The sequence below is a fragment of the Pseudomonas sp. T1.Ur genome (assembly GCF_023516725.1).
In the GTDB taxonomy this organism is placed as follows: domain Bacteria; phylum Pseudomonadota; class Gammaproteobacteria; order Pseudomonadales; family Pseudomonadaceae; genus Aquipseudomonas; species Aquipseudomonas alvandae.
In genome coordinates this window covers 2940317-2957693 of sequence record NZ_JAMGSN010000001.1, presented here as the reverse complement: position 1 = coordinate 2957693, position 17377 = coordinate 2940317, and the positions used below count along the sequence as shown (strand labels likewise).

Annotated in this window: 13 protein-coding genes; 8 read left to right on the top strand and 5 right to left on the bottom strand. The window is 61.5% G+C overall.

The window, feature by feature from the left end; all coding sequences use genetic code 11:
* Positions 1-417: 417 nt before the first annotated feature.
* From M8Q45_RS13120 to M8Q45_RS13110, 3 genes are read left to right on the top strand one after another with little or no spacing between them, the layout of a single operon-like run.
* Positions 418-993, top strand: coding sequence for a TRAP transporter small permease (locus M8Q45_RS13120; RefSeq protein ID WP_249875105.1), 576 nt, complete (start codon positions 418-420; stop codon positions 991-993).
* Positions 990-2270, top strand: a complete 1281-nt coding sequence (locus tag M8Q45_RS13115) for a TRAP transporter large permease subunit (RefSeq protein ID WP_249875104.1) — start codon at positions 990-992, stop codon at positions 2268-2270. Before M8Q45_RS13120 ends, M8Q45_RS13115 begins: the two co-directional genes overlap by 4 nt.
* 52 nt (positions 2271-2322) lie before the next feature.
* Entirely contained in the window at positions 2323-3342 is a 1020-nt protein-coding gene (locus M8Q45_RS13110; RefSeq protein ID WP_249875103.1) for a TRAP transporter substrate-binding protein, read from the top strand.
* 155 nt (positions 3343-3497) lie between these two features.
* Here M8Q45_RS13110 and M8Q45_RS13105 read toward each other — a convergent pair whose 3' ends face one another.
* Both M8Q45_RS13105 and M8Q45_RS13100 read right to left on the bottom strand, forming a co-directional pair.
* Positions 3498-4289: a transporter substrate-binding domain-containing protein gene (locus M8Q45_RS13105; RefSeq protein ID WP_249875102.1), complete on the bottom strand. Its 792-nt coding sequence runs from the start codon at positions 4287-4289 to the stop codon at positions 3498-3500.
* Between the two features lie 91 nt (positions 4290-4380).
* Positions 4381-5028, bottom strand: coding sequence for a TetR/AcrR family transcriptional regulator (locus M8Q45_RS13100; RefSeq protein WP_249875101.1), 648 nt, complete (start codon positions 5026-5028; stop codon positions 4381-4383).
* Between the two features lie 144 nt (positions 5029-5172).
* On the opposite strand from M8Q45_RS13100, the gene M8Q45_RS13095 reads away from it, so the two are divergent.
* Together M8Q45_RS13095 and M8Q45_RS13090 are read left to right on the top strand one after the other, a co-directional pair.
* The gene (locus M8Q45_RS13095) at positions 5173-6402 is read left to right on the top strand and encodes an arabinose transporter (RefSeq protein ID WP_249875100.1); all 1230 of its coding nucleotides are present in this window, start codon (positions 5173-5175) and stop codon (positions 6400-6402) included.
* A gap of 57 nt (positions 6403-6459) precedes the next feature.
* Positions 6460-7326: an SDR family oxidoreductase gene (locus M8Q45_RS13090; protein WP_249875099.1), complete on the top strand. Its 867-nt coding sequence runs from the start codon at positions 6460-6462 to the stop codon at positions 7324-7326.
* Between the two features lie 145 nt (positions 7327-7471).
* Here the strand turns inward: M8Q45_RS13090 and M8Q45_RS13085 are convergent, their stop codons facing one another.
* The gene (locus M8Q45_RS13085) at positions 7472-8104 is read right to left on the bottom strand and encodes a response regulator (RefSeq protein WP_249875098.1); all 633 of its coding nucleotides are present in this window, start codon (positions 8102-8104) and stop codon (positions 7472-7474) included.
* 31 nt (positions 8105-8135) lie between these two features.
* Complete coding sequence (locus M8Q45_RS13080) at positions 8136-9497, bottom strand: cache domain-containing protein (RefSeq protein ID WP_217861783.1); 1362 nt, start codon at positions 9495-9497, stop codon at positions 8136-8138.
* Positions 9498-9952: 455 nt separating this feature from the next.
* Between M8Q45_RS13080 and M8Q45_RS13075 the strand changes: the two genes are divergently transcribed.
* Positions 9953-12013: a carbon starvation CstA family protein gene (locus M8Q45_RS13075; RefSeq protein ID WP_249875097.1), complete on the top strand. Its 2061-nt coding sequence runs from the start codon at positions 9953-9955 to the stop codon at positions 12011-12013.
* Positions 12014-12028: 15 nt separating this feature from the next.
* The gene (locus tag M8Q45_RS13070; RefSeq protein ID WP_003182142.1) at positions 12029-12226 is read left to right on the top strand and encodes a YbdD/YjiX family protein; all 198 of its coding nucleotides are present in this window, start codon (positions 12029-12031) and stop codon (positions 12224-12226) included.
* A 716-nt stretch (positions 12227-12942) separates the two neighbouring features.
* Here M8Q45_RS13070 and M8Q45_RS13065 read toward each other — a convergent pair.
* On the bottom strand, positions 12943-14739 hold the full coding sequence (locus M8Q45_RS13065) for a methyl-accepting chemotaxis protein (RefSeq protein WP_249875096.1): 1797 nt from the start codon (positions 14737-14739) through the stop codon (positions 12943-12945).
* A gap of 367 nt (positions 14740-15106) precedes the next feature.
* On the opposite strand from M8Q45_RS13065, the gene M8Q45_RS13060 reads away from it, so the two are divergent.
* Positions 15107-17158, top strand: coding sequence for a TonB-dependent siderophore receptor (locus tag M8Q45_RS13060; protein ID WP_502940298.1), 2052 nt, complete (start codon positions 15107-15109; stop codon positions 17156-17158).
* Positions 17159-17377 lie beyond the last annotated feature (219 nt).

Below are 17377 nucleotides of genomic sequence, written 5' to 3'. Positions count from 1 at the left end.
GAGGATGTGTGCCTGCAAGGCGTGAAATCAGCGGATTCGTATCAATCGCCTGCTTCTATACAGAGCGATACAAAACGCCTCGAAAAATTTCCCACCCGACCAGGAGACGGCAGGGCGCCCTGCCGCGGTGACCGATAATCGCACGCTAGTTCCGCCTGGAACGCTCATCCGGTCGCGCAAGGTTATTGACCGGATTAACTGGGTAGTACATTTTAGCGGTCACCCAGCCTTGCCATGCCCAGGCGAGGCCATAATAAAAACAGAGGATCCCCTCATGCGTGCCCGTCAACCGAACTTGCCCTCGTTGCATACCTCCCTTTCCGGTGCCTCCCGGAATATTCCAGCGTCGATCCGATAGCGCTCGCCCTGTCGTGCCGGCTGTAGGCCGGTGCTGGATCAACCTGTGAGGTGTTCAAGATGGCAAAAGTCGTCGATCTCTATTTCAAGCTGCTCAAGTGGCTGATCGTACTGTGCATGGTCGCGATGATCGTGCTGGTGTTCGGCAACGTCGTACTGCGCTATGCCTTCAACTCAGGCATCAGCGTCTCGGAGGAACTGTCGCGTTGGTTCTTCGTCTGGATGATTTTTCTCGGTGCCCTGGTGGCGCTCAAGGACCGCGCGCACCTGGGCATGAACAGCCTGGTCAAGCGCTTGCCGCCGGCAGGCAAGCGAGTCTGCCTGGTCATCGGGCATTTGATGATGCTCTACATCTGCGGATTGATCGTCATCGGCAGTTGGCAGCAGGCGGTCATCAACCTCAACGTGGTCGCGCCGGCGTCAGGCCTTTCGATGGCGTTGTTCTACGCCGCCGGGCTGGTGTTCGGTGTCAGCGCGACGGCCATCCTGGTGTACGAACTGTACTTGGCGTTGTTCGGCAAACTGCGGGATGAAGAGCCTTTGTCGGTCGAGGAAAGCGAAGCCGCCACCCTCAACCGTGACAACCTCAGCCCTGACACCCTCACCCCTGACAGTCTCAAGAGTACCCGCCCATGACACTGGCTATTTTCCTCGGGTCGCTGCTGGGCAGCATGGCGCTGGGCATTCCGATTGCCTTTGCCTTGCTGGCGGTCAGCGTCGCGTTGATGTTTTACCTGGACCTGTTCGACGCCCAGATCATCGCGCAAAACCTGCTCAATGGCGCTGACAGCTTTCCCCTGATGGCGGTGCCGTTCTTCATGCTGGCCGGCGAAGTGATGAATGTCGGCGGGCTGTCCAAGCGCATCGTCAACATCGCCATGGCGCTGGTGGGGCACAAGCGCGGCGGGCTGGGTTATGTCGCGATCATCGCCTCCTGCCTGCTGGCCTCGCTTTCCGGTTCGGCCGTGGCGGATGCGGCGGCGCTGGCGGCGTTGCTGGTGCCGATGATGGTATTGGCGGGGCACAACCGCGGGCGCTCGGCCGGGTTGATCGCCGCCGGCAGCACCATTGCGCCAGTGATTCCGCCGAGCATCGGTTTCATCGTGTTCGGCGTGGCGTCCGGTGTGTCGATTTCCAAGCTGTTCCTGGCCGGCATCGTGCCTGGGCTGTTGCTGGGTGTCGGGTTGGCCGTGGCCTGGTGGTTCATCTCTCGCCGTGAACTTGTCGAGACGCCGCCCAAGCGTTCCCGTGCCGAAGTGCTGCGTACGCTGCTCGACGGCAGTTGGGCGATGGGCTTGCCACTGATCATCATCCTGGGCCTCAAGTTCGGTATTTTCACGCCCACGGAGGCGGCAGTGGTCGCGGCGGTCTATTCGCTGTTCGTGTCGCTGGTGATCTACCGGGAAATGAAGGTCAGCCAGCTCTACGAAGTGATCCTGTCTTCGGCCAAGACCACGTCGGTGGTGATGCTGTTGGTGGCGGCGGCCATGGTTTCATCGTGGCTGGTCACGATCGCCGACCTGCCGGGCCAGTTGGCGGACCTGCTTGCGCCGTTCATGGACAACCAGACGCTCCTGTTGCTGGTGATGATGGCGCTGATCATCCTGGTCGGTACGGTGATGGACATGACCCCGACCATCCTCATCCTGACCCCGGTATTGATGCCCGCGGTGATCCAGGCGGGGATCGACCCGGTGTACTTCGGCGTGCTGTTTCTGATCAATACCGCGATCGGCTTGATCACGCCGCCCGTGGGCACGGTGCTCAACGTGGTCTGCAGCGTGGCGAAGCTGGACTTCGAGGAGATCGTCCGCGGGGTCTGGCCGTTCATGTTTGCGCAGTTCGTGGTGCTGCTCCTGTTGGTCCTGTTTCCGCAATTGGTCATGGGACCGTTGAAGTTCTTCACCGGATGACGCCGGTGCTGTCTGGCTCGACCTTTAAAAACAATAATGATCGGAGAGTGACATGGGAAAACTGATGAAAACCTTGCTGGCCGGGGCCTGTGCGACGGGCTTGCTGCTGACCAGTGTAGCCAGCCACGCGGACGAGACCCGCGAGCGGACCTTGCGATTCGCCTTCCAGAACGTCAAGGAACATCCCCAGGGCCAGGGCGCGCAGAAGTTCGCCGACCTGCTCAGCGAAAAGAGCGGCGGCAAGATCAAGGTCCGCCTGTTCCCCGGCGGAACCCTGGGCGGCGATGTGCAAACGGTGTCGGCATTGCAGGGCGGGACCTTGGACATCACCGTGCTCAACTCCGGCATCCTGGCCGCCCAGGCACCGGATTACGCCATGCTCGATTTCCCTTTCCTGTTCAACAACGTCGAGGAGGCCCATGCGGTCATCGATGGGCCGGTCGGGCAGAAACTGGCGGCGCAACTGGACAGTAAAGGGCTGGTAGGGCTGGGTTACTGGGACCTGGGGTTTCGTAACCTGACCAACAGCAAGCACCCGGTGACCAAGCTCGAAGACCTGCAGGGCCTGAAGCTGCGTGTCATCCAGTCGCCGATCTACCTGGAGACGTTCACGGCCCTGGGCGCGAACCCGGTGCCGATGGCGTTTCCCGAGGTCTACACGGGTCTTGAGCAGCACACCATCGACGGCCAGGAAAACCCTTACACGGTGATTGAAGGCAACAAGTTCTACGAGGTGCAGAAGTATCTTTCGGTCACCGGTCACATCTTCAACCCGCAGTCGCTGATCATCAGCCAGAAAACCTGGAACCGCCTCAACGACGATGAAAAGGCGATGATTCGCGCCGCCGCAGCCGAGGCGCAGACCTATCAGCGTGAAGTCACCGCGGCGAGCATGGACAAGGCCAAGGCCACGTTGGCCGGTGCGATGACCGTCAACGAAATCACCCCGGCCGAGAAAGACCGCTTCCGCGAGCGCGTGCAGCCGGTGATCGACAAGTTTGCCAAATCGTTGGATGGGGATCTGGTGAAGATGATGTATGACGAAATCGCCAAGGTGCGGGCGGGGCAGTGAAGTAGTCAGGCCTTGGGTGAAAATCGCGCCTGGATAGATTTAACCTGTGGGAGCGAGCTTGCTCGCGATGGGTCATGTCGGTCACATTAGCTTTGACTGATATACCGCTATCGCGAGCAAGCTCGCTCCCACAGGTTTTGTGTTTGTGAATGCGGTTATTGGGCAGCGGGCACCGCCAGCCACTGCCCGATCACCTTCTGGTAGCTGCCATTGGCCTTGCTCAGGTGCAGCCACTGGTCGACGTACATTTTCCAGGTGTTGTCGTCACGGGGCAGCAGGTAGGCTTTCTCGCCATATTGCAGGTAGTGGGTCGGGTTGACGGCGCACAGGCCCGGCTTGAGTTTCTGCTGGTAGAGCGCTTCCGAGGCATCGGTGATCATCACGTCGGCGCGTTTGTCCAGCAGCTCCTGGAAGATCGTCACGTTGTCATGGAAGGCCAACTGGCCCTTGGGCAGGAAGGCCCGCACGAAGGCTTCGTTGGTGCCGCCGGCCGGCTCGACGAGGCGTACCGAAGGCTGGTTCATCTGCTCGATGGTCTGGTAGCGCGATTGGTCCTCGCAACGCACCAGCGGGATCTTGCCGTCGACGTCCAGGGTGTTGCTGAAATAGGCTCTCTTCTGGCGTTCCAGGGTGACCGAAATCCCGCCCATGCCGACGTCGCATTTGCCGGCCAGCATGTCTGGCATCAACGTTTTCCATGTGGTCTGGACCCACTGCACCTTGACGCCCAGGCTGGTGGCGAGCGACCGGGCCATGTCGATGTCGATGCCTTCGTATTCCCCCGATTCGGCCTTGTAGGTGTAGGGCTTGTAGTCGCCGGTCGTGCATACCCGCAATTCACCCTGCTCAAGGACGCGATCCAGATGTGACGGGGCGGGCTCGGCCCATGCGCTGCCGCCGAGCGCCAGCAGGCCACAGAACGTCATCGTGCTTGTTATGGTTTTCATGAGGATGGGACGTCTCGCAAGGGAAGGGAACAAGACGACGGAGTGTAGTAAAACTGCCGGCGGGCTGTCACTGGAACGCCGAGACGATCGATCAGCCTGAGGGGGTATCGAGCGCCCGCAGGTTTTCCAGGTAGGCGCAGAACATATCGGCCATGGCACCGGCATACGCCTGGACTTCTTGCCGGGTGCGAGGCGTTGCCGAAAACCGTTTCCCCACGGAACTGAGGGTCGCGATGATCAGCTCGCCGGCCAGGGCGCGGGCCTGCACGTTGGCGTCCGGCAGCACCTGCTGCATGAACGCGTCCACCGATGCCTGCACCGTACTGCGTGCCGCCTGGTGCTCAGGCGCATCCCGATAAAGCGGCGCAGCGTCATTGAGTGCGACGCGGATCTGGGCTTCGTCGCACTCGGACTGGATGAACGCCAGCACAAGGGTTCGCAGCCGCTCCAGGGGCGGCTTGGCAGGATCTTCCAGGATGTCTCGCAACATATCGCTGGTCTGTCGCCATTCATCACTTTGCAGTCGGAACAGGATCGCGGCCTTGTTCGGAAAGTACTGATAGACCGACCCGACGCTCACGCCCGCACGCTCGGCAACACGGGCCACGGTGAAACGTGGGGCGCCCTGCGTCGCCAAAACCTGAACAGCCGCCTCCAGGACCGCCGCCACGAGTTCGGTGGAGCGCGCCTGTTTCGGCTGTTTGCGCGAGGAAATCTGCGGGCTTGGGCGTTCGGACATAAGGGCAAGTTACCGGGGAAAGGAATGCGAATAGGAAATGCGACGGATTATTCGTATCTTGAATGCGACTAATTGATCGCATTCTAGTCGGCTGCACGAGCAGCGTTCAACGTCCCATCGCGTTCCTTTTCGCAGGTAAGGTTCATGACTCAAGAAAATGTCCATCACGGCGCCGCTGCGGCGCCTCAGGCAACCGTCGAGGCCAATCCGGTGCTCAGGTTGTTGCCGCTTACGTTGACCGTGTTCATCGGTTTTCTCACCATCGGCCTGCAATTGCCTGTCTTGCCGCTTCATCTGCACGACACGCTGGGGATGGGCACGTGGGTGATTGGCCTGGTGGTCGGTGCACAGTTCGCCGCGGCGCTGTTGTCGCGGGCCTGGGCCGGCAATTTTGCCGACATGCGCGGCGGCAAGCGCGCGGTCATGGCTGGGCTGGTGACGGCGGCGGTTTCCGCACTGGTCTATCTGCTGTCCCTGGCGTTCGTGGCCACGCCGGTGTTGTCGGTCTGGCTGTTGTTGGTGGGCCGCGTGTTGCTGGCGGTTGGCGAAAGCCTCGTGGTTACCGGTGCGTTGGGGTGGGGCATCGGCCTGGTAGGGCCGCAGCACGCCGGCAAGGTCATGGCCTGGAATGGCATTGCCATGTACGGCGCATTCGCCTCGGGCGCTCCGCTTGGCGTGGCGCTCAATGCCGGCTGGGGATTCATGGGCATTGTCGTGGCGTCGATGTTCATCCCCCTGCTGGCCTTGGCGGTTGTCGCCGGCGTCCGCGCCGTTGCCCCCACGGCGACCCGGCGGACACCGTTCTACACGATGCTCGGCGCCGTGTGGGTGCCCGGCATGGGCCTGGCGTTTTGCAGCGTCGGCTTTGGCGTGCTCACGGCGTTCATTGCCCTGTTGTTCGCGGCCAGGGATTGGGGCAATGCGTCGCTGGCGTTCACGGCGTTCGGCCTGGCCTTCATTGGCGCGCGGCTGTTGTTCGGACATCTCCCGGACAGGATCGGCGGTGCCCGTGTCGCGCTGGTCTGCGTGGTGATCGAAGCCGTTGGGCTGTTGCTGATCTGGGGCGCCGATGCGGCATTCGTCGCCTACCTCGGCGCGGCGTTTACCGGCTTCGGTTATTCCCTGGCGTTTCCCGGTTTCGGCGTCGAAGCGGTGCGGCGTGCTCCGCCGCAGTCACGCGGCCTGGCCATGGGCGCCTATGTTGCGTTCCTGGATATTTCCCTGGGTATCACCAGCCCGCTGGCCGGTGTGTTGGCCGGTGGGTGGGGCATCGAGACGGTTTACCTGGGCGCTGCCGTCGCCGTCGCCTTGTCGTTCGGGGTGGCCTTGATGCTGCTCGGAAGCCGGGAAATACAAGTTCAATACACATCCTGAGCCTTGTTCAGGTTATAGAAGACTTTCGATCGCTTTTTTCAGACAGGAGCGTTGCTCATGCACGTATTCGTTACCGGTGCCACAGGCTGGGTTGGGTCGGCCGTGGTGCGGGATCTGCTCGGCGCCGGGCATCAGGTCACCGGCCTGGCCCGTTGCCAGGAAAAGGCTGCCGCGCTGGCCGCCACCGGCGCAAAGGTGGTTCGAGGAACCTTGGATGACTTGGATGTTCTGCACAACGCAGCCTCGGCCGCGGATGCGGTGATTCACACCGCGTTCAATCATGATTTTTCACGATTTGCCGAAAATGCCGAGCAAGATCGCCGCGCGATCCTGGCATTGGGCGGCGCGTTGCAAGGCTCCGAGCGGCCTCTATTGGTGACCTCGGGCTTGTTCGGATTGACCCGGGGCGCGAGTGAGCTGGAAGTGGTCAGCCCGGCCTCGCCCCGCAAGTCGGAAACCACGGCGAGGGACCTGGCCGAGCGTGGCGTGCGGGTGGCGACTGTGCGGCTGGCGCCATCGGTCCATGCCGCCGGCGACCATGGGTTCGTGCCGATCCTGATTCGTCTGGCCCGGGAGAAGGGCTTATCGGCTTACCCCGGCGACGGTAGCCATTGCTGGTCGGGCGTGCATCGACTGGATGCGGCACGGGTCTATCGACTGGCGCTGGAGCAGGGCGTGACCCAGGCCGTCTACCACGCCGTGGCCGACGAAGCGGTGCCGTTCAAGGACATCGCCCAGGCGATCGGGCGTGGCCTGGGGGTGCCGGTCGAATCCCGCGAGCGCGAGCATTTTGGCTGGTTCGCGCACATGGCGAGCGCGAACATGGCGGTGTCCAGCGAGTACACCCGTGGCTTGTTGGGCTGGGTGCCGAGCGGGCCGGGCCTGTTGACGGATCTTGAACACCCTGGCTATTACGCTGAATGACCGCCGTGTAGGCGCTGACGAGTGCAACGAGGCTGCGATCTTTCCTCAGGCGCTTGAATCTCAAGCGAAAGACAAAAAGATCAAAAGATCGTCCGAACGCGGCCCGAGCCTTCGGCAGCTCCTACAATTCCCTTGCCACAAGGGCCTAGCGGGGAATGATCCCGTGATCGATCGCGTATTTCGCCAGGGCCGCAGGCTTGTCGATGTTGAGCTTGCGGCGGATGCTCAGGCGGTGGGTCTCGACGGTGCGTACGCTGATGTCCAGCTCCCGGGCCATTTCCTTGTTATTGAGCCCTTGGACCATTTTCGCCAGTACCTGGCTCTCGCGCGGCGTCAGTTCGTTGTCGGTGTTCGGGTCGGAGGCCAGGCGTTGGGCAATCTCGGCGCTGTAGAAGGTGCCGCCACCAATGATGGCTTCGATGGCCGCAAGGATTTCCTTCGACGGCGAGTTTTTCAGGACGTAGCCGCTGGCACCGGCGCGCACGGATTCGCTGACGTATTCATGATTGTCGTACATGCTCAGGATCAGGATCTTCAGGCCAGGGTATTGCTTGCCCAACTGCCGGGTCAGCTCGAGGCCGTTCATGTCCTTGAGGCCGATGTCCATCAGCAGCAGGTCCGGCTGGCAGCGCCCGACCATCTCGATCGCCTGCACGCCGTTCTCCGCTTCGCCGACCACGTCCAGCCGGGGCATGACGGACAGCAGGGCACGGATGCCATCGCGGACCAGGGCGTGATCATCGACCAGCGCGACGCGTATGACGGGGGGCAGGTTCATCGGCAGGTGCTCTTGGTGGTGTAGGCGCGCATCAACTTTCCGTGGCCGGCATGGTCATGGGCAGCAGGATATCCAGTTCGCTTCGTCCCGGCACCGATGTCATCTCCAGCCGCCCGCCAAAATGCTCGACCCGCTCGCGGATATTACGCAGGCCGATGCCGGCATGGCCACGTTCGACCTGCGGGACGTTGAAACCCATCCCGTCGTCCACCACGGTCAGGCGCAAGGACTGGCCCGAGCCGAACAAGGTAATGGCGACACGTTTCGCCCCGGCGTGACGCTCGATGTTGGTCAGCGCTTCCTGGGCGATGCGGAACAGCGAGACGGGTGCGCCGTTTTCCAGGCGACAGTCGAATTCGTTGCTTCGGTAGGACACTTCCAGGCCACTGCGCTGCTCGAATTCGGCTGCGAGCTGGCCGATGGCGGCGGGCAGGCCCAGGGTGTCGAGCAATGAGGAACGCAAGTCATGGGAGATGCTGCGGATTTCGCCGATGGCTTCGCCTAGTCGGTCCGTGGCGTTCTTCAAGATGCCCAGGCCATTTTCCTGGCCGTTCTCGATGACGTGGCTGGCCAGTTCGAACTGGAACTTGATCGACACCAGCAACTGGCTGATGCCGTCATGCAGCTCGCGAGACACCCGGGAACGTTCTTCCTCCTGGAGGCTGACGATGCGCTGGTTCAGGCGCTGCAGTTTCTTGTCAGCCAGGCGATGTTCGCTGACGTTGAGGGTGATGCCGCCGGCAAATACCAGCAGCACCGCTATCAGGGCGACGGCGGCGATGGCTTGCATGGTGGTGTGGATGCCTTGGGCCACCTCGTCGCGGGCCTGTTGGGTGGCGCGTTCGACGTCTTCCAGGTAGATCCCGGTGCCCAGCATCCAGCCCCAGCGATCCAGCATCACGACGTAGGCCAACTTTTCGGTCACCTGGCCGGAGGAGGGTTTGTTCCAGGCGTAACGCTGGAAGCCTTCGCCGGATTCGGCGCTCTTGATCAACGCCTGGATGACTGGCAGGCCGTGGGGATCCTTCATGTCCCAAAGGTATTGCCCGACCAGTTCCGACTGTCGGGCGTGCATCAGGCTGCGGCCCTGGCGGTCATAGACGAAGAAATAACCGTTGATGCCGAAACTGAGCTTGCGCAGCTCTTCCAGCACTTGCTGCTGCGCCCGCGCGTCGCCCTTGCCGTCGTCATACAGCGGGGCGATCAGGCTTTGCGCCATTTCTACGTAGTTCTTCAGCTCGGCGCGCTTGCTCGCCAGGATGCTGTCTTCGATCAGTTGCGCCTGCTGGTCACCCAACTGGCGGTTGAGCGAAATGACCAAGGCGCCGATGACAGCAATCGCCAGGACCAGCGGCAGGATCCCGAGGGCGACGATCTTGTGTTTGAGCAGCATCTGTACTCCAGTCCGGATTCGGCGGGGAGGTGGGATGGCGGGCATCATATGCCAAACCTGTGTGCGCTCAACAATCCTACCGGATACGGGGCTCAAAACTGTGGGAGCGAGCTTGCTCGCGATAGCGGCGTTTCAGTCATTGAAGTGTTGGCTGAAGATCCGCCATCGCGAGCAAGCTCCCACAGTGGGATTTAGCGAGTCCGCAAATCCTGAGGTCACCCCAAAACAACTGTGGGAGCGAGCCTGCTCGCGAAGGCGGTGGGTCAGACAGATCATCATTAACTGATACTCCGCTTTCGCGAGCAGGCTCGCTCCCACAAGGGAATCGCGGTTCTACGTAGTACTACGGATTTATTTATTGACGGCATGCAGGGATATTGGGCCGGCTCCGAATAGCCGGGGCACACTATAAAAACAATCGCCGCAATCCACTGGATATCGGCAGGAGACACGCAATGACAACCCGTCTGGTTAAACACCTCGCCTGGTTTGCCGTGGCTGTTCTGGGAGCCTGTGCGCTGAGCGTCGTGGCCTTGCGCCGCGGAGAGCCGATCAACGCCCTCTGGATCGTCGTCGCGGCAGTCGCCATCTACCTGGTCGCCTACCGCTACTACAGCCTCTTCATCGCCAACAACGTGATGCAACTCGACGCGCGCCGGGCCACGCCTGCCGTGCTCAACAACGATGGCCTGGACTACGTCCCGACCAACAAACACATCCTTTTCGGCCACCACTTCGCGGCCATCGCCGGCGCGGGGCCGCTGGTCGGGCCGGTGCTGGCGGCGCAGATGGGCTACCTGCCCGGCACGCTCTGGCTGATCGCCGGCGTGGTGCTGGCCGGTGCGGTGCAGGACTTCATGGTCCTGTTCCTCTCCACCCGCCGCAACGGTCGCTCCCTGGGCGACATGGTGCGCGAGGAAATGGGCCGTATTCCCGGCACCATCGCGCTGTTCGGCTGCTTCCTGATCATGATCATCATCCTCGCGGTGCTGGCGCTGATCGTGGTCAAGGCGCTGGCCGAGAGCCCGTGGGGCATCTTCACGGTGATGGCGACCATCCCGATCGCGATGTTCATGGGCGTCTACATGCGCTACATCCGCCCGGGCCGCATCGGTGAAATCTCGCTCATCGGCGTGCTGTTGCTGCTGGGTTCGATCTGGCTGGGCGGGCAGATTGCCGCCGATCCGGTGTGGGCCAAGGCCTTCAGTTTCACCGGGATCCAGATCACCTGGATGCTGATCGGCTACGGTTTTGTCGCGGCGGTGCTGCCGGTGTGGCTGATCCTCGCACCACGGGACTACCTGTCGACCTTCCTCAAGATCGGCACCATCGTCGCCCTGGCGATCGGCATCCTGGTCACCATGCCCGAGCTGAAAATGCCGGCGCTGACCCAGTTCACCGACGGCACCGGGCCGGTGTGGAAGGGCGGTTTGTTCCCGTTCCTGTTCATCACCATTGCCTGCGGCGCGGTCTCGGGCTTCCACGCGCTGATCTCCTCGGGCACCACGCCCAAGCTGCTGGATAACGAAACCAACGCCCGCTACATCGGTTACGGCGGCATGCTGATGGAATCCTTCGTGGCCATCATGGCGATGGTTGCCGCCTCGGTGATCGAGCCGGGCGTGTACTTCGCCATGAACAGCCCGGCGGCGATCGTCGGCGGTGACGTGGTGGCCGTGGCCCAGACCGTCAGCAGTTGGGGGTTCGCAATCACCCCCGACGCGCTGCAAGCGGTGGCCAAGGACATCGGCGAGACCACCGTGCTGGCCCGTGCCGGCGGTGCGCCGACCCTGGCGGTCGGGATCGCGCAGATCCTCCACTCGGTGCTGCCGGGTGAGAACACCATGGCGTTCTGGTACCACTTCGCAATCTTGTTCGAAGCGCTGTTCATCCTCACCGCGGTGGACGCCGGCACCCGTGCCGGGCGCTTCATGTTGCAGGACCTGCTCGGCTCGTTCGTGCCTTCGCTCAAGCGCACCGAATCCTGGACCGCCAACCTGATCGCCACCGCCGGCTGCGTCGCGCTGTGGGGCTACTTGCTGTACCAAGGCGTGATCGACCCGCTGGGCGGCATCAACACCTTGTGGCCGCTGTTCGGCATCTCCAACCAGATGCTGGCCGGTATCGCGCTGATGCTCGCCACCGTGGTGCTGATCAAGATGAAGCGCCAGCGCTACGTCTGGGTCACGCTGCTGCCGGCGGCCTGGCTGCTGATCTGCACCACCACCGCGGGCCTGATCAAGCTGTTCGACGCCAACCCGGCGATCGGCTTCCTGGCCCTGGCGCGCAAATACAACGATGCCCTGGCCGCCGGCCAGGTGCTGGCCCCGGCCAAGAGCATCGAGCAGATGCAGCACGTGGTGTTCAACGCCTACACCAACGCAACGCTGACGGTGTTGTTCCTGTTCGTGGTCTTCAGCATCCTGTTCTACGCGCTCAAGGTCGGCATCGCCGCCTGGGGCACGAAGGAACGCACGGACAAAGAAGCGCCATTCCAGGCCGTGCCGGACGCTTGATAGGGGATTGCAACGATGTTCAATGACTTGAGTCGCCTCGGTAAATACCTCGGTCAGGCCGCCCGCCTGATGGTCGGCATGCCCGACTACGACAACTACGTCGAGCACATGCAAACCAAGCACCCGGACAAACCGATGATGGACTACGAGGCGTTCTTCCGGGAACGCCAGGAAGCCCGTTACGGCGGCAAGGGTGGGCCGAAGTGCTGTTGAACTGAGGTCAATTTCCTTGTGGGAGCGAGCCTGCTCGCGAAAGCGGAGTACCAGCCAACGATGATTCGGCTGACCCGACGCCTTCGCGAGCAAGCTCGCTCCCACAGTTGTTTTGGGGTTGGCTTCAGGATTTGCGTACCCGCTAGATCCCTTGTGGGAGCGAGCCTGCTCGCGAAAGCGGAGTACCAGCCAACGATGATTCGGCTGACCCGGCGCCTTCGCGAGCAAGCTCGCTCCCACAGTTGTTTTGGGGTTGGCTTCAGGATTTGCGTACCCGCTAGATCCCTTGTGGGAGCGAGCTTGCTCGCGAAAGCGTGTCAGCCAACGATGATTTGGCTGACCCGGCGCCATCGCGAGCAAGCTCGCTCCCACAGTTGTTTTGGGTTGGCTTCAGGATTTGCGTACCCGCTAGATCCCTTGTGGGAGCGAGCCTGCTCGCGAAAGCGGAGTGTCAGCCAGCGATGATTTGGCTGACCCGGCGCCTTCGCGAGCAAGCTCGCTCCCACAGTTGTTTTTACGGGATCTCAAGATTTGCATGAGCCACCGGGCTCTGTAGGAGCTGGCGAAGCCTGCGATCTTTTGATCTTGATCTTTCGCTCACGACTCAATGAGTGGCGGAAAGATCGCAGCCTCGTTGCACTCGGCAGCTCCTGCGGGCGCAGCCGAGCGGGAGCAGGCTCCCTCGCCACGGATCATTGTCTGGCTTGATCCTCTGATCAGTCCGCCAGCAACACCGCCGCATCGAAACCTACCCGCAAGTTGCCCCAGTGACGGCCGCCGAAGAAGAAGGGCACGTCGATCTCGGTCATGATTTCGCCGGTGTCGCGCAGGTAGGTCTGCAGCAGGAAGCGCTGGACGTTGCCCGCCGCGCGCAGGCCGATCGGGTCGTTGAAGATCCGCTTGTTGCGGCACACCGGCAGGTCGACGGCGCGGTCGCCGGTCGGTGGCTTGGAGACCCAGCTGTTGTTGACCGGGCAATAACCCTTCGTATCGACAATGAACGAGACCTTGCCGCCCGGCGTGCTGCGGGTGAGCTTGTCGCATTCCTCCTGGCAGACCCGGGCGAAGCGCTCGGTATAACTGGTCATGTACTGCTTGGGATCGGTGCCCGGAATCAGTTGGTAATTCTGGTCGAACAGGTTAACGCCTTCGTCCTGCAGCGCCTGCAGATGAAGCTGCAGCGTGTCGCGGCATTCGCTGGCGCGGGTAATGGCGGCGTCCAGCTTGCCGTGGCCCAGCACGAAGCGGCCCAGCAGTGTCTGGACTTTCTCGGCCACGCCGGACAGGTCGCGGGTGGCGGTGGCCGATTGCTGCATGCGCTGGTCGATCGACTGGCTGTCGGCGTGGATCTGGGTGACGCGTTCGTTGATGCCGGTGTTGGTGTCGGCGAATTGCTGGATGTGATCGGCAATGTCGGCCAGCTTGCCGTTGGTGGATTCGAAGTCGACGATCATGCTTTCGAAATGACCGGACGCACGCTCCACGACTTTCTGGGTTTCCCGGGCGCTGTGGCTGATCTGGGTGGTTTGCTCGTGGGTCGAGCTGACTTCCTGGAGCATGGCGTCGATGTTGCGCGAGATGTCGTCGGTGGCCCGGCTGACGTTCTGCGCCAGGGTTCGCACTTCATCGGCCACCACGGCAAAGCCACGGCCACTTTCCCCGGCACGCGCGGCTTCGATGGCGGCGTTGAGCGCCAAGAGGTTGGTCTGGGCGGAAATCTGCTGGATCAGGCCGACAATCGACTTGATGCTCGAGGAGCGCTGGTTAAGGGCGTCCACCAGCCCGGCGAATTCGCCGAGGCTGCTGGAAATCTCACTGATGTTGCCGGTCACTTCCAGCAGTTCGGCGTAGGAGTCACGGGCCATGCTCAGGTTCTGCGCGGTGGTGCCGGAGATGCCCTGGGTCTGGCGCGACACCTCTTCGATACGGCCTACGGCGGTATTGCTCTGCTCCATCACTTCCTTGGCGAAACGCGCCTGGTGGGTCGCGCTGTCGCTGGAGTCGCTGATGTTCTTCAGCGAACGGGCCGACTCGACGGCGATGTGCACCGTCAACGCCTGGACGTTGCTGATGATCTCGCGCTGCTTGGCCAGGAAGCGGTTACAGGTCGCGGCCAGCGTGCGGATTTCATCGTGGGTGACCAGCGGCAGGTCCTTGGACAAGTCGCCCTCGCCATTGGCGATCTCTTCCAGGGCCTTGGTCATCGCCGTGACGGGGCGCACGATGAGGTGGCGGAAATACCAGACCATGAAACTGATCATGCCCAGCGTCAGGACCGTGCCGAAGAGCAGGGCATGGGTGAGGCTGTCGAGCCGGCCTTCGATTTGCGCCAGCAGCGCCGCGTCCAACTGGGCCGCGCGCAGCTGCAGGAGGATATCGGCGCGGGCGCTGAGGGCCACCCAATACAACAGCCCACTGACGGCGACCAACAGGAAAAGGCTTGAAAGCTTTTTGGTGAGGGTATCGAAAAACTGCATCTCGATAGACTCGTACAAGGCCTTTAACGTCTGCATGCCGCTGCTCCTGCGAAAAAAATCACTTAATGGAATACATTCGACCGCTCACGGCAAAGCTTTAGGGCAGCGGGGCGATTTGATATCACTTTGGCAATAAATCCTGTGGGAGCGAGCTTGCTCGCGATAGCGGCGGCACGTTCCACATCAATGAAACCGATCTATCGCCATCGCGAGCAAGCTCGCTCCCACAAAGGATCACGCCGATAATCATTTGATACAAAAGATTTACTGGGAATGATTCTCAAAGTATATTCGCTCTCATTCACAACCCGTCCTTGAGTGCAGCGTCTTGAATCGTTCCACCCCTCTCGCTTACCGCAACGCCCTCGTCAAATGTGTTTTACCCGCGCTGTCCTGCTGTTTCATGGCAAGCCCCTTGAGGGCGCAGGACACCCTCGAACTGCCCACTACGGATGTGCAAGGCAGTCGGATCATTCAGGACGAAGGCTACACGGCATCGCAAGCCAGCACGGCGAGCAAGAGCGATGTACCGATCAAGGAAGAGGCGCAGTCGATCAACGTGGTGACCCAGCAAACGCTGGCGGATTATCAGGTGCGCTCGCTGGAAGACGCGATGAAGTTCGTCAGCGGCGTCAGCCAGGGCAACACCCTCGGCGGCTCGCGGGACTCGCTGGTCAAGCGCGGCTTCGGCACCAACGATGACGGCTCGATCCTGCGCGACGGCGTGCGCTCCAACCTGGGCCACAACTTCAGCGCCACCACCGAGCGGGTCGAAGTGCTCAAGGGCCCGGCCTCGATGTTGTACGGCGCCCTGGAACCCGGCGGGCTGGTCAACGTCATCAGCAAGAAGCCCGAGTACACCCAGAGCACCACGCTGAGCGGTTCCGCCTACAGCGAAGGCGGCGGCACCCTGGCCGTGGACACCACTGGCCCCTTGGGCGACACGGGATTGGCCTATCGCCTGATCGCCGAGCGCGGCCATGAGGATTACTGGCGCAACTACGGCGTCAACGAGAGCACGCTGGTGGCGCCATCGCTGGCTTGGACGGGGGATCGTGCTTCGTTGAACTTGAGCTATGAGTACAACGAATATTCCAATCCGTTTGACCGGGGCACGGTGTTCACCAATGGGCATCCGGCCGATATCGATTACGACAAGCGCCTGGACGAGCCTTGGGCCAAGAGCGTCGGGATTCGTGAGACGGCGACTGCGCGGTTCGAGTATGAGCTGACTGACGCGTGGAAGACGCGGGTGACTTATGGTTGGAACAATGACCGGTACAGTCTTTCGATTGCGCAGCCGGCTACGCTCGCAGGCAATACTCTGCGCCGCAGGGCCAATGGCGCTCATTATGATGACGAGACCCGTTACGCCAGCTGGGATTTCATTGGTAAACAGGAACTGTTCGGCCAGCGCCATGATCTGCTGATTGGCGTTGATAACCAAGTCTCCGATCAGTACCGGGGCAAGACCTATCGTGGCAGCCCGCAGCCAGGCTTTGACATCACTGCTCCGGTTTATGGCAATTTGCCAGAGCCCAGTGTGATCAGCGCGACCGACAGCAACCTGCGCAACGAGTTGAATTCCAGCTCCGTGTACCTGAAAGACAACTGGCATCTGGATGATCGTTGGATTCTGGTATTTGGCGGACGTTATCAGCATTACGACCAATACAGCGATCAAGGTCTGGGCAGCAAGTACAAGCTGAACCGCGATGACAACGGCGACGCCTTTGTGCCATTTCTCGGACTGGTCTACAAAGCCACCGAGGAGTTGTCGCTGTATGGCAACTACAGTAAATCGTTCAAACCCAATGATGATGTGGACGACGCCGGTAATGTCTTCGATCCGGAAGAGGGCCGCAGCTATGAAATTGGCGCCAAGTATGATCCGCTACCGGGCTTGAACATCAACCTCGCGTTGTTCGATATTGTGAAGAAAAACGTGGTGACTCCCTTCACGGTCAATGGCGTGACGCTTGCGGAAGCCGCCGGTAAAGTCGGCTCCCAGGGCCTGGAATTGGACATCACCGGTCGCCTCGCCGAACGCTGGGATTTGATCGGCACCTATGCCTATACCCACACGGAAATTCTCGACGATCCGGACGACGAAGGTCACCGCCTGCCCGACGCCCCCAAGCACACTGCCAGCCTTTACCTGAGTCACCATCTGAATGTGCCTGCTGAGTTCGGCGCCTGGCACGCCGGTGCCGGTGCACGGTACGTCGGCGAACGGGCCGCCAACAAGGCCAACGATTTATGGATGAGCAGCTACACCGTCGCCGACGCTTTCCTGCGCTGGGAGTCGCCGGTGTTCGGGCACAAGACATCGTTGCAGTTGAACGTCGATAACCTGTTCGACAAGCAGTACTACCCGTCGTCCACCGGCAGCCCGCTGCAGGTCAACGTCGGCGAGCCGCGTACCGCCAAGTTGAGTGCCAGCGTGACGTTCTGATCACGGCGCGCCAACAAAAATGCCCGGACAGCAATGTCCGGGCATTTTTGTTTCTGGCTTCAGGCCGCCTTCGCGAGCAAGCTCGCTCCCACAGTTGTTTTTGGGTGGTCTCAAGATTTGAGTACGCCACCGATCCCCTGTGGGAGCGAGCTTGCTCGCGAAAGCGGAGTGTCAGTTAACGATGATTTGACTGACTCGACGCCTTCGCGAGCAGGCTCG